Source organism: Streptomyces sp. NPDC006339, from assembly GCF_040612775.1.
GTDB lineage: Bacteria > Actinomycetota > Actinomycetes > Streptomycetales > Streptomycetaceae > Streptomyces.
Genome location: NZ_JBEXQW010000018.1, coordinates 49,465 through 67,879 on the forward strand (window position 1 = coordinate 49,465; position 18,415 = coordinate 67,879).

The window sequence follows — 18,415 nt, forward strand, 5'->3', positions numbered from 1 at the left end:
TAGGCTTTCCGTGTGATCTTCAAGCGCATCGGAAACGGCCGGCCGTATCCCGACCACGGCCGGGAAAGCACCCGGCAGTGGGCGGACGTGGCACCGCGCCCGGTCCGCCTCGATCAGCTCGTGACGACCAAGGGCCAGCTCGACCTGGAGACCCTGCTCGCCGAGGACTCGACCTTCTACGGCGACCTCTTCGCGCACGTCGTGAAGTGGCAGGGCGATCTCTACCTGGAGGACGGACTGCACCGCGCGGTCCGTGCCGCGCTCCAGCAGCGCCAGGTGCTGCACGCCCGCGTGCTGGAACTCGACTGACTCCGGGGTCCGAAACCCCTCCGGGGCCTCCCGTGATCCTTTCGGGGCCCTTTCACGCCCATCCGGACGCGATCACATGATCATCCAGTAGGCATCGTCCACGGGCGGCATTACGCTGCGCTCATGAGCATGCTCACTCCCCCCGGAATGGGCGGAAAGTACCGCATCACGGGGGATGTCTACCCGCGCATGCGCCGCCCCCACCGCCGGCGCAGGATCGTCCTCGGGGCCGCGGCCGCCGTGCTCGTGCTCGGCGCGGCCGGCTGGGGAACGTTCCAGCTCGTCGACGTCTTCTCGGGCGGCGACGGGAAGACGACCACGGCCGCCGGCAGACGCGGCGACTGCAAGCCGGCCCCGAAGCCGACCGGGCAGCCCGCCGCCGCGCTCCCCAAGCCCGCCCAGATCACGGTGAACGTCTACAACGCGACCCCGCGCAGCGGCCTCGCGAAGTCGACCGCCGACGAGCTGAAGAAGCGGGGCTTCGTCATCGGGAAGGTCGGGAACGCCCCCGCCGCCTACGACAAGAAGGTCCCCGGCACCGGCCTGTGGCTCGGCGCCCCCGGGGCCTCCAAGGGCGCGTTCTCCGTCCTCGGTACGCAGCTCAAGGGCGCCACGACGAAGGTCGACGCCCGCACCACGGCGGACGTCGACCTGATCATCGGTACGGCCTTCAAGGCGCTCGACCCGAAGGCGGCGGCGGACGCGGCGCTGATCGCGCTCAACAAGCCGAAGCCGGTCCCGGCCCGCTGCTGAGCCCGGGAGGCCCGGAGGCCCGGAGATCGGGGGCCGGAAAGCGGGGGCGTACGGGGTGTGGTGGCCGCCGTGCCGGGCGGCCGCGGCGGAGGACTACTCCGCCGTGCCGTACATGCGGTCGCCCGCGTCGCCCAGGCCCGGCACGATGTAGCCGTGCTCGTTGAGCCGCTCGTCGACCGAGGCGGTCACGACCGTCACCGGCGTGCCCGCCAGCTCGCGCTCCATGATCGCGACGCCCTCCGGGGCGGCGAGCAGCACGACCGCGGTCACGTCGTCCGCACCGCGCTTGATCAGCTCCTGGATCGCCGCCACCAGCGTGCCGCCGGTCGCGAGCATCGGGTCCAGGACGTACACCTGGCGGCCGGACAGGTCCTCCGGCATCCGCGTGGCGTAGGTCGACGCCTCCAGCGTCTCCTCGTTGCGGATCATGCCGAGGAAGCCGACCTCGGCCGTCGGGAGCAGCCGCACCATGCCGTCGAGCATGCCGAGACCGGCCCGCAGGATCGGGACCACCAGCGGCCGCGGGTACGACAGCTTCACGCCGGTCGTCGGCGTGACGGGGGTCTCGATGTCGACCTGCTCGGTGCGCACGTCCCTGGTCGCCTCGTAGGCGAGCAACGTGACCAGCTCGTCGGCGAGCCGGCGGAAGGTCGGGGAGTCCGTGCGCTTGTCGCGCAGCGTGGTGAGCTTGTGGGCGACCAGCGGGTGATCGACGACGTGGAGACGCATGCCTCAACAGTAGCCGGGACTGGCGTCAACCCACGCCGTGGAGGGAAGGTGGGGACAGGACACAGGGACGACCCAGTCATGGGGTGGTGTGGCCTATGCCCGACGACCTGGACAAGACGCCCGGCGAGGTGACCTCGGCAGTCGAGGCGCCCCGCCAGGGCCGCGAGGAGCAGGAGACCGACGCGGAGCGCCGCAGGCGCCGCGCGCAGTTCCTGCGCGAACTGAACGAGGCCAAGGCGCTGCGCGACCGCGTCCAGCCGCGGCGCGCCCGGGCGGCCCGGATGCGGCAGGCGATGCGCATGCGGACCTTCCGGTGGTGACCCGCCGGTGGTGACCCGCCGGTGGTGACCCGCCGGTGGTGACCCGCCGGTGGTGACCCGCCGGTGGTGATCCTCCCGTGGTGACCCGCCGGTGGTGACCGGCGCCGTACGGCCGAGGGGCTCCGGCCCCCTCCCGGTTGTGCGCCCCCTGTGTGCGCCGGGGTCGCACGCCCGCCCGATCGCGGTGTCGTTCAGACTGATGCACGACGCAACAGCCGAAGACCTCTCCTGACGGCCGGGTTTCTGTCACGATGCCGATTGGGCGGGGCATCAGGAGCGCGCCGCCGGATCATCACACCTCTGATCAGTGGGAGAGTCAGGTGTACTTCGCCGCACTGCTCGCGCGCACCGAAGACGGGTGGGAAGCGAGCGATACAGAGCTCGACAATGTGGAGACGCTGGCGGACCTGGCCGATCTGGCCCGCGAGTCCGCAGCCGACGACGGGGACACGGTGATCGTCTTCATCGAGCAGGAGGAGGAGTGGTTCGGCGTCGTCCGCGTGGACGGTGAGGACGACCCCCGGATCTTCGTCTCCAACGCGGCCGCCGCGGCCCGTTCCTCGTACGGGGAGATCCTCACCTCGGAGCTCCTCGGCGACGACGACCGGGACGACGACCTGGACGAGCTGGTCGACCTGGACGGCACCGAGGACGGTGAGCCGGAGACGGTCGAGGACGAGGAGGACGACGTCGTGGCCGCGGCCGGCATCCCGCCGGCGGGACCGCTCGGCGACGGGCAGGTCCTGGCCGACCTCGGCCTGACCGAGAAGCAGCTCCTCGCCCTCCGGGCCGACGCCGACGCCCTCGGGGAGATCGCGGACGCGATCGGCGCCTCGGACATCCTGGAGACCGTGCGCTAGTGCCCCTCGCCGTACGGGGACCGGACCCGTCCGGTCCCACCCCCGATCCCTATCCCCATCCCGACCCCGACCCCGATCCCGGACCCGGACCCGATCCCGTACGGAATCACGCACCCGATCCCGTACGGGATCCCTGGCGGGAGCCGATGCGGCTGGCCCTCGCCGAGGCGGACGAGGCCGTGCCGGCCGGTGACGTACCGGTCGGCGCGGTCGTTCTCGGCCCGGACGGCACGGTCCTCGCCCGCGGCCACAACGAGCGGGAGGCGACCGGCGACCCCACCGCCCACGCCGAGGTGCTCGCCCTGCGCCGGGCCGCCGCCGCGACCGGCGCATGGCGGCTGACCGGCTGCACGCTCGTCGTGACCCTCGAGCCCTGCGTGATGTGCGCGGGCGCGCTCGTACAGGCGCGGGTCGAACGGGTGGTGTTCGGCGCCTTCGACGAGAAGGCGGGCGCGACCGGCTCCCTCTGGGACCTCGTCCGCGACCGCCGGCTCAACCACCGGCCCGAGGTGATCCACGGCGTCCTCGAAGAGGAGTGCTCCCGCCAGTTGACCCGCTTCTTCCGCGACCGCTGACACGATCGCTGACACGGGGGCTGTCACGCCGGCTGACACGACCGCTGACCTGCACGGCAATACGGATTTCAGTCCACGGGCACCTTTGGGCTAAGCTCTCTCTCGGTAGCGTGTCCGAGCGGCCGAAGGAGCTCGCCTCGAAAGCGAGTGTGGGGAAACTCACCGAGGGTTCAAATCCCTCCGCTACCGCTCAGAGAGAAGGCCCGGTGCGATGCACCGGGCCTTCTTCTGCGTCTGCCGGAGGGGTGTGGACGGTTGGACGGGGGGAGCGGCATCGGGGGGACAAGCCGCTCCCCCCGATGAGAACCGGTCCTGCCGGTCCTGCGCCGCGGTCAGGGGGGAAGCTCGCGGCGCGGACCCCGCAGTGAGGGCCGGTTCCACCGCCCCGCGGATTCCTGCCAGATCCGCCGGGCTCGCCCTCCATCCTGCTCGCCCGTCACCCTTACGGGGGGTGGCAAAAGACCCCGATCGCCGGGCCCTTGGTCCATAAAGGCTCGGTTAGACTCACGCGACCGGGGAGGGCCGAGGCGGGCCGGGGAGGGCAGAGGCATGGCGCAGGCGAAGAAGATCGCGCTCTACGCGGTCGTGGTCTTCGTGCTGTACACGATCATCACGTCCCCCGCCCGGGCGGCGGATCTCGTCCAGGTAGGGTTCGAGGGCATATCGAGCGCCGCTCAAGGCGTCGGCCAGTTCATGACCGAACTCGTCAACTAGGACGAAACGCGCCTAGGACGACCAGGACTTCCGGGAGTACCGCCGTGATCCGCCATCTGGTCCTCTTCAAGCTCAACGACGGCGTGCGGCGCGACGACCCCCGTGTGGTCGCCGGCGTGGAGGCGTTCCGCGCGCTCGGTTCGCAGATCCCGGAGCTGCGGTTCTGGGAGTGCGACTGGAACATCACGGACCGTCCGATCGCGTACGACTTCGCCATCAACTCGGCCGTCGAGGACAAGGACGCCCTCCAGCGCTACCTGGACCACCCGGCCCACCAGGCGGGCGTCGCCCAGTGGCGCGAGTTCGCCACGTGGGTGATCGCCGACTACGAGTTCCAGGGCTGAGCCCCCGGTCGACCCGGCTTCCGATCGGCTTCCACCCGGCTTCCGATCGGCTTCCGACCGACTTCGCCCCGGGGTCGCGCGCCATGAAAGCGCAGGCCCCGGGGTTTTTGCTGCCCAACTTCCCCCTCAACACGTAGTTATGCGGTGCTTGCACACAGTGGACATGTCTTGTGATGCTATGACCGCTTTTGACGGATGAGTCGACCGAAGTTGACGAGAAGGGGTGGCGTGAACGTGCCGGCCAGTACAGCGCCTCAGGTCCCGCCCCAGAACGAGGCCGGGACCACCCCGGACACGCCCCGCCCCCGCCCCCAGAGCACCCGCGGCGCCGACACCCGCGCCCTCACCCAGGTGCTCTTCGCCCAACTCAAGAACCTGGAGCCGGGCACCCCCGAGCACCACCGCGTGCGCGGGGCCCTGATCGAGGCCAACCTCCCCCTCGTGCGCTACGCCGCCGCCCGCTTCCGCAGCCGCAACGAGCCGATGGAGGACGTCGTCCAGGTCGGCACGATCGGCCTGATCAACGCCATCGACCGCTTCGACCCCGACCGGGGCGTGCAGTTCCCGACCTTCGCCATGCCGACCGTCGTGGGCGAGATCAAGCGCTACTTCCGCGACAACGTCCGCACCGTGCACGTCCCCCGCCGCCTCCACGAGTTGTGGGTGCAGGTCAACGGCGCCACCGAGGACCTGACCACCGCGCACGGCCGCTCGCCGACCACCGCCGAGATCGCCGAACGCCTCAAGATCGGCGAGGACGAGGTGCTGGCCTGCATCGAGGCCGGCCGCTCCTACCACGCCACCTCCCTGGAGGCGGCCCAGGAGGGCGACGGACTGCCCGGTCTGCTCGACCGGCTCGGCTACGAGGACCCCGCGCTCGCCGGCGTCGAGCACCGCGATCTCGTACGGCATCTGCTCGTCCAGCTTCCCGAGCGCGAGCAGCGGATCCTGATGCTCCGTTACTACAGCAACCTGACGCAGTCCCAGATCAGTCAGGAGCTCGGGGTCTCCCAGATGCACGTGTCAAGGCTCCTCGCCCGGAGCTTCGCCCGTCTGAGATCCGCAAATCGGATCGAGGCGTAACCGGATCGGGTAGACCGGTTCGGAGCAGTTTTCAGCCGTCCCAAATGCCGTACACCCCTTGTTTCCTGCGGATATTCACCCCCGCTGTGTCGACAAGTCACTACAGCGTGTTGCCGACATGTGACATTCTGCTGAGAGCGCGTTTGCCGCAGCCCCGCTGCCGGTATTCAGGTGGAGGCTGCGTTCCTCAGATGGTCGTGGCCGCCACGACCGTCCGCGACCTCAAGGGGGTGGCATGTCCGCAGATCAGGGCAGCTCGAAGGTGCTCACGCTCACGCCCATGCCCACGCAGACGACGGCGCCGACCGCCGCGGAGAACGCCGAAGGCCCGCACGGCACGGCGACCGCGACGGCCACGGCGACCGCCACCGTCTCCGCCACGGCCGCCGCCGCCGTCTCCGCCCGCGTCCCCGTCCCCGCCCCCACGGCGGACGCCGCCGCGCCGGAGGCCGGACCGGAGGACACGCTCGCCGCCGCCCCGCCGGCCGTCGTGCCCGAGGCCCTCGACACCCGCACCCTCTCCCGCTCCCTGTTCCTGCGCCTGCGCGCCCTGGACGACGAGGGCGCCGCCGCGGACAGCCCGGAGCGGACCTACGTCCGCGACACCCTCATCGAGCTCAACCTCCCCCTCGTGCGGTACGCGGCGGCCCGCTTCCGCTCCCGCAACGAGCCGATGGAGGACATCGTCCAGGTCGGCACCATCGGCCTGATCAAGGCGATCGACCGCTTCGACTGCGAACGCGGCGTGGAATTCCCGACGTTCGCGATGCCGACGGTCGTCGGCGAGATCAAACGCTTCTTCCGCGACACCTCGTGGTCGGTCCGCGTGCCGCGCCGACTCCAGGAGCTGCGCCTCGCCCTCACCAAGGCCAGCGACGAGCTCGCCCAGAAGCTCGACCGCTCCCCGACCGTGCCCGAACTGGCCGCGGTGCTGGGCGTGTCGGAGGAGGACGTGGTCGACGGGCTCGCCGTCGGCAACGCGTACACCGCCTCCTCGCTCGACTCCCCCTCCCCCGAGGACGACGGCGGCGAGGGCTCCCTCGCCGACCGCCTCGGCTACGAGGACACGGCCCTGGAGGGCGTCGAGTACCGCGAGTCGCTGAAGCCGCTGCTCGCCAAACTCCCGCCCCGGGAGCGGCAGATCATCATGCTCCGCTTCTTCGCCAACATGACCCAGTCGCAGATCGGCGAGGAGGTCGGCATCTCGCAGATGCACGTCTCCCGGCTGCTCACCCGCACCCTGGCCCAGCTCCGCGAGGGCCTGATCGCGGACTGAGTCGGGAGCGAATTCCCCCGTTTCGCTTCCTGGCTGACGCTACGTCAGCCACACTGGCGCCCATGTCCATGCGGCGAAGGAAGCGACCGGGACTCGTGGTGGTCGCGCTCTGCCTCGGCGGGGCGCTGACCGCGTGCGGAGCGGGTGACGACGGCGACGGCTACGCGGCGGTCGGCGCCGGCGCCGGGCAGAAGGGCGCCGTCCCACCCTCGGGATCGGTCACCCTGGTCCCCCTGGACCCCGCGGACCCCGGGCTGACCTCCAGCACCTCCCGCCCGTCACCGAGACCGACGACCGGCGACCGTGACGGCGGCGACCGTGACAGCGATCCGGGCGGTACGGCTCCGAGGCCGCCGGGCCCCGGCGGCGGTACGGCCACGGCCCCGCCCCCCGCGAGCGGCGGCACCACCCCGCCCCGTACCCCGGGAAGCCCCGCGAACCCGGCCGACCCCCACCCGACCGGCCCGCCCCGCCCGGGCACGACGACCCCGGCCCCCGGCCCCCCGTCGACGACACCACCGCCCACCCGCCCGCCGGCGCCCGCCCAGCTCACCCTCTCCGCGCCCGTTCTCACCGACACCGACCGCCGCTGGTGTGAGAACGTCACCGTCACCTTCCGCAACACCGGCGGCACGGCGGCCCGTTCGGGCACGGTCACCTTCACCACCCACGTCATCGGCGCGCTCGGCGTCCACTGGGCGACGCTCACGTCGAGCCAGCCCCTGCCGGCCCCCATCGAGGCCGGGACGACGCGGACGCAGACGTACAGGGTCTGCGTGGACTCCTGGCGGGTGCCGATCGGGATGCGCGTCGACACCCGGAAAGTCACGGCCGCATGGCAGTGACCGGGGAGAGCGTGCCGGGCGCGGCCAGCGTGGCGATCAGCAGCTCGGCGAACTCCTCCGGATGCTCGACACAGCCCACGTGCCCGCCCGGGAACGCGACCGTGGCGGCACCGGTCAGCTCCGCGAGCCGCCGGGCCGGACCGATCAGCGCCTCCTGACCGCCCGACTCGCGGCCGACGCCGAGGACCAGCTTCCCGGCGGCCGCGCGCAGCCCGTCGAGATCGGGGGCGGAGGAGGAGAAGGGGCACAGCACGTGCTCCAGGAAGACCGGCAGGTTGGCCGCCATGCGCGCTGCCATGGGCCGGATGGACGGCGGCAGCTCGGCGTCCTGCCGCTCGGGCCCCTGCCGGCGCCCGTCGGGCGTCTCGGCGAACCGGGCCATGGCGGGACCGAGTCCCTCGGTACGGAGGAGCTCGCGCACCTCGGCGAAGTGCTCCCGGTACGGGGCCGGGTCGGCGAGCAGCTCGACCAGGGGCGGCTCATGGGCGACGACCCGCGCGACGCGTTCCGGGTGACGGGCGAGGAGGTCGAGGGCGACGATGCCGCCGGAGCTGCTGCCGAAGACGTACGCGGGCTCATTGTCGGACACGACCGCGTCGAGGACGGCGAGGGCGTCCGCGCTCCACTCGGCGACCCGCTGGTCGCCGGCCGGCTCGTCGGGCGGCCCGTCGAGCGGGCTGCGGGACAGGCCGCGCTGGTCGTACGAGACCACGGTGTACCCGGCGGCGGCGAGCCGCCCCGCCATCCCCTCGAACAGCCCGGCGTCCCCGGCGCCACCGGGTATGAGGAGCAGGACGGGGCCGCTGCCGCGCGTCTCGTAATGGAGGGTGGCGCCCGGGACGGCGAGCCGGCCCGGCTTCACGGTGATCATGACGGGTTCCCCCAGTTCTCCAGGGTCGTGTGGAGCGCGTCGAGCGAGCGCGCCCAGGACGCGGCGACGGGGCGGGAGTGCGCGAAGCCGCCGCTCAGCTCGATGTGGATGTAGCCGTGGAAGGTGGCGCGCAGCAGGCGGCCGGCGTCGGTGAGGTCGGGTTCGTCGAGCCCGTAGCCGCGGAGCATCCCGTGGGTGAGCTCGACGGCCCGCCGGAAGACGGCGGTGTCGGCGACCTCGTCGAGCTCGATCCGCTGCTGGGTGGCCGCGTAGCGGCCGGGGTGGGCGAGCGCGTAGGCGCGGTAGGCGTCGGCGAAGGCGACCAGCGCCTCCCTGCCGGACCGGCCGGCCACGGCGGCACCGATGGCCTCGTTCATCTCGCCGGAGGCGAGGAGCGCGAGCCGCACGCGCAGGTCGCGGAGGTTTCTGATGTGCGAGTAGAGGCTCGCGTCCTTCACGCCGAAGCGGCGGGCGAGGGCCGAGACGGTGACCTTCTCGAATCCTTCCTCGTCGGCCAGCTCGGCGGCGGCACGGACGAGGAGGTCGGGGGTGATGCCGGCGCGGACCATGCGGGATCGGCTCCTTCCTAGGGGCTCTAGGTGAAAACCTAACACCCCTAGGAAGGCGGGCGAGCGGAATTACGGCCGGGGCGCGTCGGACACGTTGCCGTTGGAGCAGTTGTCGACGTCGTTGCCGGTCCACTCCCCGAGCGCGGGCACGACGGCCAGCTCCTGCAGACAGACGGCTCCCGCGGTGAAGTTCGAGTGGTCGGCGGCGTTCACTCCACCGCCGAAGTCGCCGCCCGGCTCGGGGGCGGCATGGGCGGGCGCGGCGAGGGCGAGGGCGCTGAGCGCGAGGGTGGCCGTGGCGGCCAGCTTCTTCATGGTCACGGCAGAGCCAACGATCCCGGGCCCGCCCTGTCACTCCGGGTGACCCGCCCGGAGGTGCCGGCGCAGCAGGACGTTCGCGTCCGTCTCGGCGCTCCAGTCGAAGCGGGCCCGGGCCGCGGCACGGGCTGCGGCGAGCTCGCCGCACTCGACACAGTGCGGCACGGGTACGGGCGGGCGGCTCAGGTCGTACGCCTTCCCCGCCCGCTCGTTCGCGGCGCGCACCCCCGCGCTCAGCCGCTCGGCCGGGGTCGCGGGCCGCACCTTCTCCGGGTCCGCCTGCCACTCCCGCCCCCCGCCGACCGGCCGCAGCATCGCGTACGGCCCGGCCTGCCCCCGGTACTCGCCGACCTTCCCGGCGACGAGGTCGTACAGGTACGCCCCCGGCTCGGCCCCGGACTTGGTGTGCCCTGCCATCCGTCGTTCCTCCCACGCTCACCCGTTCGGGCGATTACTCTCTGTGGTTCCAGCGTTGCTCAATGGGAGGTGTGGCCACAACGCCTGCCGCGTGCCAAGGGCCACTGTCACGAGGGGGACGAAGTGGCCCAGAAGAACGCGAGGGCGCAGACGGAGGCCGCGACGACGGCGGAGGTGTTCGGCGAACTCCTGAGGCACTACCGCGAGTCGGCCCGCCTGACCCAGAGCGCGCTGGCGAGCCGGATCCCGTGCGACCGCTCGATGGTGGCGCGGGTGGAGGCAGGGACGCGGGTGCCGACGTACGCGTTCGCGAGGACCTGCGACGAAGTGCTGGGAACGGGAGGGGTGTTAGCGAAGCTGTGGGGGAAGATCGACTGGTACCCGCAGGTCCAGCATCCGGACTGGTTCGGGCGCCGAGCGGAGATGGACGCCCAGACCGTGGCCCTGCGCGAGTACCAGGAGCAGTTGGTGCCCGGCCTGTTGCAGACGCCCGAGTACGCGCGGGCTCTCTTCTCCCGCGAAGTATCGGGCGCGGAACTGGACGACCGCGTGAAGGCGCGCCTGAGCCGCCAGCAGCGCTTCCTCACGGACGGCGGCCCGCTGTACGTGGTGGTGCTGGACGAGAGTTGTCTGCGGAACGTCCTGGGGAGCCCTGCCGTCATGCGGGACCAGTGCGCCCACCTGCTGGAGGTCGGGCGGCTCTCCAACATCCGCATTCACGTGGCACCGATCGGCCCCGACGGCATCGTCCGACCGAAGACGTCCATGTCGCTGATCACGCTCCCCGAGGGGGAGCACTGGGTGTACTCGGAATCGCTCGACGGCGGTCATTTCAGCGATGATCCAACCGTCATCAGCCGGCACAGCCGCACCTATGATGTGCTCCGAGCAGACGCTCTGTCAGCAGCCGAATCTGCCGCCTTGATCGGCGAGGCGATGAAGGGGTACGAGCACGATGCAGAGGATCGACCTGAGCTCGGCGGCCTGGATGAAGAGCAGCTACAGCGGAAGCGACGGCGGAAACTGCCTCGAAGTCGCCCCCGGATTCCCCGGCCTCGTCCCCGTACGTGACAGCAAGGCCCCGGAGGGCCCCGCCGTCGTCTTCGAGCGGGCGGCGTGGGAGACCTTCGTCCACAGCCTGTGACCGTACGGGCGGGCAGACCTCGGGGCGGGGGTTTCGTGGGGGCTTCTGGTCCGGCCGCCCTCTCTCCGAGCGTGGCCCCCTCCGCCCCCGCCTCAAGGGCGCTCCTTCGTCGCGTCGCTACGCGATTCCGCTGCGCTCCACCCTTGACCCGGTGACTCCGGGGTCCTTTTCACACTCGGAGGGCGGCCCGGGGGCGTGGCCACGCGGGGGACCGGGCATCGGCCGGGCGCCGTGGGCGGGGAGCGGGTCGGTGGGTGGGGGCTGGGCTCGTGGCGCGGGCCGGGGAGGATCTTTCCCGCCGTGAGGGGTGCGCGGCCGTGGAATGGGGCGGCCGAGGCCGGTTCGGCGGCCGACGGACGCCGTCCGGCCGAGCCTCATGCCCCGCTGGTCACGCCCGGTGGGCGGGACGGGCCGAGGGCGGTGCAAACCCCGCACTCCCGGTCGCCGGAATGCCTCTGGAGTCACACAACTCGCCTTCCGTCACACTCCGGCCCGCGAGTGACACCTTTGCACCGCCCGCAGTCCCAGTCGGCAGCCGGAGACGCCTCGCACGTCACAGAAGACAACTGACGTCCCACGACGGACCGGTGAGGGGCGGCTCGGCACCGCCGGGCGGTGCAAACGTCCCACTCGCGGTGCCGGAGGCACCTCCCCCGTCACAGCAGACCAATCCCGTCACACATCGGCCCGCGAGACGCACCTTTGCACCGCCCAACCCACACCGGCGGTGACCAGCGGGGCATGAACCCCAGCAGACCGACAGCCGACGGCCGCTGAACTCGCCCCGGCCGCCCCATTCCACGGCCGCGCACCCCCCACGACGAGAAGGTGCCCTCGGCCCCCGCCACAAACCGAGCCCCCACCCACACACCCGCACGCCGCCCACGGCGCCCGACCGCTGCCCGGCCTTCCGCCGGCCACGCCCCCCGGCCGCCCTCCGAGTGTGAAAAGGCCCCCGGAGTCACCGGGTCAAGGGTGGAGCGCAGCGGAATCGCGCAGCGACGCGACGAAGGAGCGCCCTTGAGGCGGTGGCGGAGGGGGCCACACTCGGAGAGAGGGCGGCCGCACCCCACGCCCCCACGAAACCCCCACCCCGACAAGCCAAGACCCGCACCCGAACCCGCACCCGAACCCGCACCCGAACCCGCACCCGAACCCGCACCCGAACCCGCACCCGAACCCGAACCCGAACCCCATCGCACCCCCATCCCCATCCGCCAACACGCGACCGGCCGCACCGGAGGCCCTGGTGGTAGGGCGTCCGGTCCGGCCGGTCACGGGTGGGCGAGGGGTCGGGGCGGTCAGCCCAGGGCGAGCCAGGCCACGCCCGCGAGGACGGCGATCGCGACGACGACGCCGACGATCAGGCCCACGCGGGGGCCGGAGGACTGGACCGCGGCCTGGTGCGGCTGCCGCTGCGGGGTGCCCTCGTCGACGAAGGCGCGGAACATCTGGGTGCTGCCGGCGGGGTCGTAGGAGCCCTCGGGGGTCTGTCCGCCGCCCTGGCCGTACGGTGCTTGGGGGTTGTGTGCCATGGGCCGGACCCTAGCGAAGTCCGGGTGGCGGTCCCAAGCCCCGCCCTCCCGCCCTGCCCCGTACCTGCACCTCCCCTCCCCCCTTTGCCGATTCTTTAGGACGCTTTGACCGATTTAGTTTGCCTGGAGCAACCATCCATCTCTATCGTTGCCCTAAGCAACAAGATGCCGAGATCCTTCCTGGAGCCTGGAGAAGTTCATGGAGACGAGGAGCCGGTACGAGGACCTGGCCCGCTCGGTGAGCGCGATCGGGGCCGTCAAGCGCGGGCTCGCCCGCGCGCTGCCCGTCGAGTGCCAGGGCGGGGCGGCGGCCGTCCTCGCCCTGGTCAAGCACCACGGCGACATGCGGACCAGCAGGCTGGCCGAGCTCATGGCCGTCGACATGTCCGTGTGCAGCCGCCATGTCGCCCACACCGTCGAGCACGGCTGGATCGAGCGGCTGCCCGACCCCGACGACAAGCGCTCCCGGATCCTGCGGCTCACCCCCGACGGCCTCGCCATGCTCGGCGAACTCGACCGGCGGGTGACCGACGCCTTCTCCCGCCACCTCGCGGAGTGGTCCGACGACGACGTCGAACTGCTCACCCACCTGCTCGTCCGCCTCCGCGACTCCTTCGGGGACTGCCGGGCCCACCACGCCTGAGACTCACGCAAAGGAAGCAAAGGAATTCATGGCAACCACCGCGCCTGACACGGGTGTACGGGAGGGCCGCACCGACACCGCCGGTGCCGACGCCTCCGGTGCCCCGATGACCCACCGGCAGATCATGGAGGCGCTGTCCGGGCTCCTGCTCGGCATGTTCGTCGCCATCCTGTCCTCGACGATCGTCTCCAACGCCCTCCCGCAGATCATCACCGACCTGGGCGGCGGCCAGTCCGCCTACACCTGGGTCGTCACCGCCGCCCTGCTGTCGATGACGGCGACCACCCCGCTCTGGGGCAAGCTGGCCGACCTCTTCTCCAAGAAGCTGCTCGTCCAGATAGCCCTGGTCATCTACGTCGCCGGGTCGATCGTCGCCGGTCTCTCGCAGAACACCGGCATGCTCATCGCCTGCCGCGTCGTCCAGGGCATCGGCGTCGGCGGTCTGACCGCCCTCTCCCAGATCATCCTGGCCGCCATGATCGCCCCGCGCGAGCGCGGCCGGTACAGCGGCTACCTCGGCGCGGTCTTCGCCGTCGCCACCGTCGGCGGCCCGCTGCTCGGCGGCGTCATCACCGACACCGACTGGCTCGGCTGGCGCTGGTGCTTCTACGTCGGCGTGCCCTTCGCGATCATCGCGCTGCTCGTCCTCCAGAAGACCCTCAAGCTCCCCGTCGTGAAGCGCCAGGTCAAGGTCGACTGGGCCGGCGCCCTCTTCATCAGCGCCGCCGTCTCCCTGCTCCTCATCTGGGTCACCTTCGCGGGCGACAAGTACGACTGGATGTCCTGGCAGACCGCCGCCATGGTGGGCGGCTCGATCGTCCTCGGCGCGTTCTTCGTCCTCGTCGAGTCCAAGGCGTCCGAGCCGATCATCCCGCTGCGGCTCTTCCGCAACCGCACGATCACCCTGGCCTCGCTGGCCTCGCTGTTCGTGGGTGTCGCGATGTTCGCCGGCACGGTCTTCTTCAGCCAGTACTTCCAGCTCGCCCGGGACGAGTCGCCGACGATGTCGGGCGTCCTCACCATCCCGATGATCGGCGGCCTGTTCGTCTCCTCGACCGTCTCCGGCATGGTCATCACCAAGACCGGCCGCTGGAAGGCATGGCTGGTCAGCGGCGGCGCCCTCGCCACCGGCGGCCTCGGCCTGCTCGGCACGATCCGTTACGACACGGAGTACTGGCACATCGGCGTCTTCATGGCGGTCCTCGGCCTCGGCCTCGGCATGATGATGCAGAACCTGGTGCTCTGCACCCAGAACCAGGTGGCCCCCTCCGACCTCGGCGCCGCCTCCTCCGTCGTCACCTTCTTCCGCTCCCTCGGCGGTGCGATCGGTGTCTCGGCGCTCGGCGCGGTCATGGCCCACCGGGTCACCGACTACGTCAAGGAGGGCCTGGCCGAGCTCGGCCCGAAGGCCGCGGGGGCCATGGGCCAGGGCGGCACCGGCGGCGGCATCCCGGACATGGACAAGCTGCCCGCCCCGATCCGTACGGTCATGGAGAGCGCGTACGGGCACGGTGTCGGCGACGTCTTCCTCTACTCGGCGCCGTTCGCGCTGCTGGCCTTCGTGGTGACGCTGTTCATCAAGGAGGTCGCGCTGAAGAGCAACACCGCGCAGACGGAGAAGGCGAAGTAACCGAACAAGGAACAAGGACTCCCGGCCGCGCTTCGAGCGGAGGCGCGGCCGGGTGGAGTACGGAGCGGCGGACAGGGGACGGTCCGCCGCTCCGTCATTGCTCGGTCGTCGCCTCCGTACGGCCGCGTTCCACCATGACCTCGATGCCCGCGATCAGGACCTCCAGCGCGTACGCGAAGTCGCGGTCCCAGATGTCGCTGACCTTGCCGTGCGAGGCGCGCTCGTCGAGGAGTTCCGCCATCGATTCGAGGTTCCCGATGAACTGCGGATCGTCCCGGAAGGCTTTGATCGCCTCGCCGTAGAAGTCGTCCTGCGACATCCCGGCCTCGTGGGCCTGGCGCTGGAACTGGGACTCGATCGTCCCGTACCCGTACACGAACTGGAAGACGGCCGACATCGCGCTCGGCTGCCGCTCGATCGGCAGCCCGGTGTCCCGGACCGCCTCGTGGATCTTGGAGCCGACGGCGATCGCGTGCGGGCCGATGTTCAGGTACTGGCCGGCGCACGGCGACATCCACGGGTGGCGCACCAGCATCCGGCGGTAGGCCAGGGCGAGCGCCTTGATCCGGTCCCGCCAGTCGCCGGCGGCGTCGACCTCGGCGAGGTCGATCTCCCCGTAGCAGGTGTCGATGGCGTACTCGATGATGTCGTCCTTGGTGTCCACGTACCAGTACAGGGACATCGCGGTGACGTTCAGCTCGGTCGCCAGCTTGCGCATCGAGAGCTTGGCCAGGCCCTCCTCGTCCAGCATCCGGATCGACGCGGCGACGATCCGCTCCCGGTCGAGCCCGGCCGGGCCGCCCCCGCTGCGGGCGGCCCGGTTGTCCCGGTTCTCCAGCCAGACGCTGGAACGCGCCGGGTTCTTGGCCCGATCGGCTGCCTTGACCATCGCGTTCCTTCCGTCCGTCAGTGGTCCGTGACCATGCTAGGCAGCCGGGGTCGGCTGGTCGGCCGATCCGGTGGTCCCGGCCGGCTCGCCGCCCTTGGTCCCGCCGCCCTTGGTCCCGCCGCCCTTGGTCCCGCCGCCCTTGGTCCCGGCACCGGCGTCGGCCCCGGCGTCCTGGGCCTCGGCGTCCTTGGCCTCGGCGCGCTCGGCCCGCTTCAGCAGGGCCGCCGCGACCAGACCGCCGGCGAAGACGGCGATCGCGCCGACCACCTGGCTGACCTGGAGGCCGGAGGCGAAGGCGTCGGAGATCGCCGCGCGCTCGCTCTCGCTGCCGGCCGCCGCGAGGGCCGCGGGCAGCGAGGTCGCGGTGACGGTGACGAGGGCGGCGAAGCGGGCGTTGAGGACGGCGCCGAGGACGGCGACACCGAGGCCGTTGCCGAACTCGGCGAGGGTGCCGTTGACGCCCGCGCCGACGCCGGCCTTCTCCGGCGGGATCGCGCTCATGATCGCGTTGGCCATGGCCGGGTTGGAGACGGCGAGACCGGTGCCCATGAGCACCAGGCCGAGCAGCATGCCCCAGTACGTGCCGTCGGTGCCGCCGCCGATCAGGGCGATCGAGCCGAGCCCGCCCGCCACCAGCGTCATGCCGACCGTGACGGTGAGCGGCGTGCCGAGCTTCATCACGATCCGCGGGCCGACACCGGTGAGGTTGAGCGCCACGACCGTCAGCGCGAGCGGCGCCATCCGCAGGCCGGCTTCCAGCGGCTCGTACCCGAGGACGAACTGGAGGTGCTGGGTGAGCAGGAAGAGCGAGCCGCCCATGCCGAACATGACCAGGATCGCGCCGGCGACCGCGCCCACGAACTTCTGGTTGCGGAAGAAGTGCATGTCGAGCATCGGATACGGGACGCGCAGCTCCCAGGCGGCGAAGGCGGCCAGCACGACGACGCCGATCGCGGCCGGGACCAGCACCTCGGCGGAGGTCCAGCCGTGCTCGGGGCCGGTGATGATCGCGTACACGGCGGCGGTCATGCCGATGGTGGAGAGCAGGGCGCCGACCAGGTCGGGGCGCTCGCCCTGCGGGTTCTTCGACTCGGGGACGAGCTTGAGGACGGCGATCAGGCCGATGAGCGCCACCGGGATGTTGATGAGGAAGATCATCCCCCACCAGAAGTGGTTGAGGATCGCGCCGCCGATCAGCGGGCCGGCGGCGAAGCCGAGCGAGCCGACGGTGGCCCACAGCGCGATGGCCTTGACCCGCTCGGAGTCGTCGAAGATCTGCATGACGACGGCGAGGGTCGTGGTCATCAGCAGCGCGCCGCCGACGCCCATGCCCGCGCGGGCGGCGATCAACTGCGCGGAGGACTCGGCGAGGCCGGCGGTCAGCGAGCCGATGCCGAACAGGGCGAGGCCGATGGCCAGCATCTTCTTGCGGCCGTAGCGGTCCGCCGCGTTGCCCGCGGTGAGCAGCAGGCCGGACTGGACCAGCGAATAGGCGTTGATCATCCACTGGATGTCGCTGGTGGAGGCGTGGAGTTCGGTGGTCAGCGAGGGGATGGCGACGCTGAGCACGGTGTTGTCGAGCAGCACGGTGAGCTGGGCGAGACAGATGACGCCGAGGATCAGCCAGCGCTGCGGGTGACCGCCGGTGGCCGTCATGGGCAACTCCTCTACGGTGTACGAGGCGCGAACTCGTACACCGTATAGGAATCTCTCTTACGCTGTATAGCGATAAGCCGTCCCCTCACGCGGAGGTCCGCCCGGCTACTCCCCCGGCTTGATCAGATAGCCGGCGCCACGGCGGGTGTGGATCATCGGGCTGCGGCCGGCGTCGATCTTCCGGCGCAGGTAGGAGATGTAGAGCTCGACGACATTGGCCTTGCCGCCGAAGTCGTACGACCACACGCGGTCCAGGATCTGCGCCTTGCTGAGCACCCGGCGCGGATTGCGCATGAGGAAGCGCAGCAGCTCGAACTCGGTGGCGGTGAGGTGGACGGACTCGCCGCCCCGGGTCACCTCGTGGCTGTCCTCGTCCAGGGTGAGGTCCCCGACCGTGAGCAGCGACTCGCCGCCGCGCGCCTGCGCGGCCCCCGACCGGCGGATGAGTCCGCGCAGCCGGGCCACGACCTCCTCCAGGCCGAAGGGCTTGGTGACGTGGTCGTCGCCGCCCGCCGTGAGTCCGGCGATCCGGTCCTCGACGGCGTCCTTCGCGGTCAGGAACAGCACCGGCACCTCGGGCAGCTCGCGCCGCAGCCGCCCGAGGACGGCGAGCCCGTCCATGTCCGGCAGCATCATGTCGAGCACGACGACATCGGGCCGGAACGCACGGGCCGTCCGCACCGCCCCGGCCCCGTCGCCCGCGCTGTGCACCTGCCAGCCCTCGTAGCGCAGGGCCGTCGACAGCAACTCGGCGAGGGATGCCTCGTCGTCGACGACGAGCACGCGGACGGCGGAGCCGTCGGGCCGGAACAGAGCGGTGCGCGAGCGGGGGGCGGGGGTGGTCGCTGTCATGACCGTCACGGTCCCGGGCCGCCCTGAGACACGTCTTTCGCTTGTCTGTGAATTCCCTGAGAAAGCCGGAAGCCGCCGCCGGC

At 71.5% G+C, this 18,415-nt stretch carries 22 protein-coding genes, 1 tRNA gene and 1 pseudogene; 15 read left to right on the forward strand and 9 right to left on the reverse strand.

Features of this window, described 5'->3' with window-relative positions:
• The first annotated feature begins 12 nt into the window (after positions 1–12).
• Both ABZ135_RS16665 and ABZ135_RS16670 read left to right on the forward strand, forming a co-directional pair.
• On the forward strand, positions 13–309 hold the full coding sequence (locus tag ABZ135_RS16665) for a type II toxin-antitoxin system VapB family antitoxin (RefSeq protein WP_003999914.1): 297 nt from the start codon (positions 13–15) through the stop codon (positions 307–309).
• A gap of 123 nt (positions 310–432) precedes the next feature.
• Complete coding sequence (locus tag ABZ135_RS16670) at positions 433–1,062, forward strand: LytR C-terminal domain-containing protein (protein ID WP_356696266.1); 630 nt, start codon at positions 433–435, stop codon at positions 1,060–1,062.
• 93 nt (positions 1,063–1,155) lie between these two features.
• Here the strand turns inward: ABZ135_RS16670 and upp are convergent, their stop codons facing one another.
• Positions 1,156–1,791 (reverse strand): uracil phosphoribosyltransferase, encoded by a 636-nt coding sequence (gene upp, locus ABZ135_RS16675; RefSeq protein ID WP_356696268.1) that lies wholly within the window; start codon positions 1,789–1,791, stop codon positions 1,156–1,158.
• A 95-nt stretch (positions 1,792–1,886) separates the two neighbouring features.
• On the opposite strand from upp, the gene ABZ135_RS16680 reads away from it, so the two are divergent.
• The 9 genes from ABZ135_RS16680 to ABZ135_RS16720 all read left to right on the forward strand — a co-directional run bounded on the left by ABZ135_RS16680 (position 1,887) and on the right by ABZ135_RS16720 (position 7,808).
• Positions 1,887–2,111 carry a hypothetical protein gene (locus tag ABZ135_RS16680; RefSeq protein ID WP_356696270.1) on the forward strand — a complete coding sequence of 75 codons (225 nt, stop codon included), beginning with the start codon at positions 1,887–1,889 and terminating at the stop codon, positions 2,109–2,111.
• A gap of 320 nt (positions 2,112–2,431) precedes the next feature.
• Positions 2,432–2,971 (forward strand): hypothetical protein, encoded by a 540-nt coding sequence (locus tag ABZ135_RS16685; RefSeq protein WP_356696272.1) that lies wholly within the window; start codon positions 2,432–2,434, stop codon positions 2,969–2,971.
• A 146-nt stretch (positions 2,972–3,117) separates the two neighbouring features.
• Positions 3,118–3,546, forward strand: coding sequence for a tRNA adenosine(34) deaminase TadA (tadA, locus tag ABZ135_RS16690; protein ID WP_356696423.1), 429 nt, complete (start codon positions 3,118–3,120; stop codon positions 3,544–3,546).
• A gap of 104 nt (positions 3,547–3,650) precedes the next feature.
• A tRNA-Ser gene (locus tag ABZ135_RS16695) sits at positions 3,651–3,735 on the forward strand.
• 360 nt (positions 3,736–4,095) lie between these two features.
• A complete protein-coding gene (locus ABZ135_RS16700; RefSeq protein ID WP_164986384.1) occupies positions 4,096–4,260 on the forward strand; it encodes a hypothetical protein in 165 nt (54 codons plus the stop codon).
• Positions 4,261–4,304: 44 nt separating this feature from the next.
• Positions 4,305–4,604 (forward strand): Dabb family protein, encoded by a 300-nt coding sequence (locus ABZ135_RS16705; RefSeq protein ID WP_356696274.1) that lies wholly within the window; start codon positions 4,305–4,307, stop codon positions 4,602–4,604.
• 234 nt (positions 4,605–4,838) lie between these two features.
• Positions 4,839–5,687, forward strand: coding sequence for an RNA polymerase sigma factor SigF (locus ABZ135_RS16710; protein WP_356696276.1), 849 nt, complete (start codon positions 4,839–4,841; stop codon positions 5,685–5,687).
• Between the two features lie 235 nt (positions 5,688–5,922).
• Positions 5,923–6,963, forward strand: a complete 1,041-nt coding sequence (locus ABZ135_RS16715) for an RNA polymerase sigma factor SigF (protein WP_356696278.1) — start codon at positions 5,923–5,925, stop codon at positions 6,961–6,963.
• Positions 6,964–7,025: 62 nt separating this feature from the next.
• Positions 7,026–7,808, forward strand: a complete 783-nt coding sequence (locus ABZ135_RS16720) for a hypothetical protein (RefSeq protein WP_356696280.1) — start codon at positions 7,026–7,028, stop codon at positions 7,806–7,808.
• Here the strand turns inward: ABZ135_RS16720 and ABZ135_RS16725 are convergent.
• From ABZ135_RS16725 to ABZ135_RS16740, 4 genes are all read right to left on the reverse strand, one after another.
• Complete coding sequence (locus ABZ135_RS16725) at positions 7,789–8,679, reverse strand: alpha/beta hydrolase (protein WP_356696282.1); 891 nt, start codon at positions 8,677–8,679, stop codon at positions 7,789–7,791. The genes ABZ135_RS16720 and ABZ135_RS16725 overlap by 20 nt on opposite strands.
• Complete coding sequence (locus ABZ135_RS16730; RefSeq protein ID WP_356696284.1) at positions 8,676–9,248, reverse strand: TetR/AcrR family transcriptional regulator; 573 nt, start codon at positions 9,246–9,248, stop codon at positions 8,676–8,678. Before ABZ135_RS16730 ends, ABZ135_RS16725 begins: the two co-directional genes overlap by 4 nt.
• A gap of 69 nt (positions 9,249–9,317) precedes the next feature.
• The gene (locus tag ABZ135_RS16735; protein ID WP_356696425.1) at positions 9,318–9,563 is read right to left on the reverse strand and encodes a hypothetical protein; all 246 of its coding nucleotides are present in this window, start codon (positions 9,561–9,563) and stop codon (positions 9,318–9,320) included.
• Positions 9,564–9,599: 36 nt separating this feature from the next.
• Complete coding sequence (locus tag ABZ135_RS16740; protein ID WP_356696286.1) at positions 9,600–9,983, reverse strand: hypothetical protein; 384 nt, start codon at positions 9,981–9,983, stop codon at positions 9,600–9,602.
• A gap of 123 nt (positions 9,984–10,106) precedes the next feature.
• Between ABZ135_RS16740 and ABZ135_RS16745 the strand changes: the two genes are divergently transcribed.
• Together ABZ135_RS16745 and ABZ135_RS16750 are read left to right on the forward strand one after the other, a co-directional pair.
• On the forward strand, positions 10,107–11,054 hold the full coding sequence (locus ABZ135_RS16745; RefSeq protein WP_356696288.1) for a helix-turn-helix transcriptional regulator: 948 nt from the start codon (positions 10,107–10,109) through the stop codon (positions 11,052–11,054).
• Positions 11,023–11,127: pseudogene (locus ABZ135_RS16750) on the forward strand (DUF397 domain-containing protein); the annotation flags it as partial. The gene ABZ135_RS16745 and the pseudogene ABZ135_RS16750, both read left to right, overlap by 32 nt.
• Positions 11,128–12,428: 1,301 nt before the next feature.
• Here the strand turns inward: ABZ135_RS16750 and ABZ135_RS16755 are convergent.
• Positions 12,429–12,662: a hypothetical protein gene (locus tag ABZ135_RS16755; protein ID WP_356696290.1), complete on the reverse strand. Its 234-nt coding sequence runs from the start codon at positions 12,660–12,662 to the stop codon at positions 12,429–12,431.
• Positions 12,663–12,861: 199 nt separating this feature from the next.
• Here ABZ135_RS16755 and ABZ135_RS16760 point away from each other — a divergent pair, with 199 nt between their 5' ends.
• Positions 12,862–13,305, forward strand: a complete 444-nt coding sequence (locus ABZ135_RS16760) for a MarR family transcriptional regulator (RefSeq protein ID WP_356696292.1) — start codon at positions 12,862–12,864, stop codon at positions 13,303–13,305.
• A 28-nt stretch (positions 13,306–13,333) separates the two neighbouring features.
• Positions 13,334–14,935: an MDR family MFS transporter gene (locus tag ABZ135_RS16765; protein WP_356696294.1), complete on the forward strand. Its 1,602-nt coding sequence runs from the start codon at positions 13,334–13,336 to the stop codon at positions 14,933–14,935.
• Positions 14,936–15,029: 94 nt separating this feature from the next.
• Here the strand turns inward: ABZ135_RS16765 and ABZ135_RS16770 are convergent, their stop codons facing one another.
• The 3 genes from ABZ135_RS16770 to ABZ135_RS16780 all read right to left on the reverse strand — a co-directional run bounded on the left by ABZ135_RS16770 (position 15,030) and on the right by ABZ135_RS16780 (position 18,332).
• Positions 15,030–15,824: a TetR/AcrR family transcriptional regulator gene (locus ABZ135_RS16770; protein WP_356696296.1), complete on the reverse strand. Its 795-nt coding sequence runs from the start codon at positions 15,822–15,824 to the stop codon at positions 15,030–15,032.
• A gap of 36 nt (positions 15,825–15,860) precedes the next feature.
• Complete coding sequence (locus ABZ135_RS16775) at positions 15,861–17,480, reverse strand: MFS transporter (RefSeq protein WP_356696298.1); 1,620 nt, start codon at positions 17,478–17,480, stop codon at positions 15,861–15,863.
• 105 nt (positions 17,481–17,585) lie between these two features.
• The gene (locus ABZ135_RS16780) at positions 17,586–18,332 is read right to left on the reverse strand and encodes a response regulator transcription factor (RefSeq protein WP_356696300.1); all 747 of its coding nucleotides are present in this window, start codon (positions 18,330–18,332) and stop codon (positions 17,586–17,588) included.
• Positions 18,333–18,415: the final 83 nt, after the last annotated feature.

What these genes read in the sequence shown, in the direction of transcription:
- ABZ135_RS16670 (WP_356696266.1), top strand. Translation starts at nt 433, where the DNA reads ATGAGCATGCTCACTCCCCCCGGAATGGGCGGAAAGTACCGCATCACG.
- upp (WP_356696268.1), bottom strand. Translation starts at nt 1,791, where the DNA reads ATGCGTCTCCACGTCGTCGATCACCCGCTGGTCGCCCACAAGCTCACC.
- ABZ135_RS16680 (WP_356696270.1), top strand. Translation starts at nt 1,887, where the DNA reads ATGCCCGACGACCTGGACAAGACGCCCGGCGAGGTGACCTCGGCAGTC.
- tadA (WP_356696423.1), top strand. Translation starts at nt 3,118, where the DNA reads ATGCGGCTGGCCCTCGCCGAGGCGGACGAGGCCGTGCCGGCCGGTGAC.
- ABZ135_RS16700 (WP_164986384.1), top strand. Translation starts at nt 4,096, where the DNA reads ATGGCGCAGGCGAAGAAGATCGCGCTCTACGCGGTCGTGGTCTTCGTG.
- ABZ135_RS16715 (WP_356696278.1), top strand. Translation starts at nt 5,923, where the DNA reads ATGTCCGCAGATCAGGGCAGCTCGAAGGTGCTCACGCTCACGCCCATG.
- ABZ135_RS16720 (WP_356696280.1), top strand. Translation starts at nt 7,026, where the DNA reads ATGTCCATGCGGCGAAGGAAGCGACCGGGACTCGTGGTGGTCGCGCTC.
- ABZ135_RS16725 (WP_356696282.1), bottom strand. Translation starts at nt 8,679, where the DNA reads ATGATCACCGTGAAGCCGGGCCGGCTCGCCGTCCCGGGCGCCACCCTC.
- ABZ135_RS16730 (WP_356696284.1), bottom strand. Translation starts at nt 9,248, where the DNA reads ATGGTCCGCGCCGGCATCACCCCCGACCTCCTCGTCCGTGCCGCCGCC.
- ABZ135_RS16735 (WP_356696425.1), bottom strand. Translation starts at nt 9,563, where the DNA reads ATGAAGAAGCTGGCCGCCACGGCCACCCTCGCGCTCAGCGCCCTCGCC.
- ABZ135_RS16740 (WP_356696286.1), bottom strand. Translation starts at nt 9,983, where the DNA reads ATGGCAGGGCACACCAAGTCCGGGGCCGAGCCGGGGGCGTACCTGTAC.
- ABZ135_RS16755 (WP_356696290.1), bottom strand. Translation starts at nt 12,662, where the DNA reads ATGGCACACAACCCCCAAGCACCGTACGGCCAGGGCGGCGGACAGACC.
- ABZ135_RS16760 (WP_356696292.1), top strand. Translation starts at nt 12,862, where the DNA reads ATGGAGACGAGGAGCCGGTACGAGGACCTGGCCCGCTCGGTGAGCGCG.
- ABZ135_RS16765 (WP_356696294.1), top strand. Translation starts at nt 13,334, where the DNA reads ATGGCAACCACCGCGCCTGACACGGGTGTACGGGAGGGCCGCACCGAC.
- ABZ135_RS16770 (WP_356696296.1), bottom strand. Translation starts at nt 15,824, where the DNA reads ATGGTCAAGGCAGCCGATCGGGCCAAGAACCCGGCGCGTTCCAGCGTC.
- ABZ135_RS16775 (WP_356696298.1), bottom strand. Translation starts at nt 17,480, where the DNA reads ATGACGGCCACCGGCGGTCACCCGCAGCGCTGGCTGATCCTCGGCGTC.
- ABZ135_RS16780 (WP_356696300.1), bottom strand. Translation starts at nt 18,332, where the DNA reads ATGACAGCGACCACCCCCGCCCCCCGCTCGCGCACCGCTCTGTTCCGG.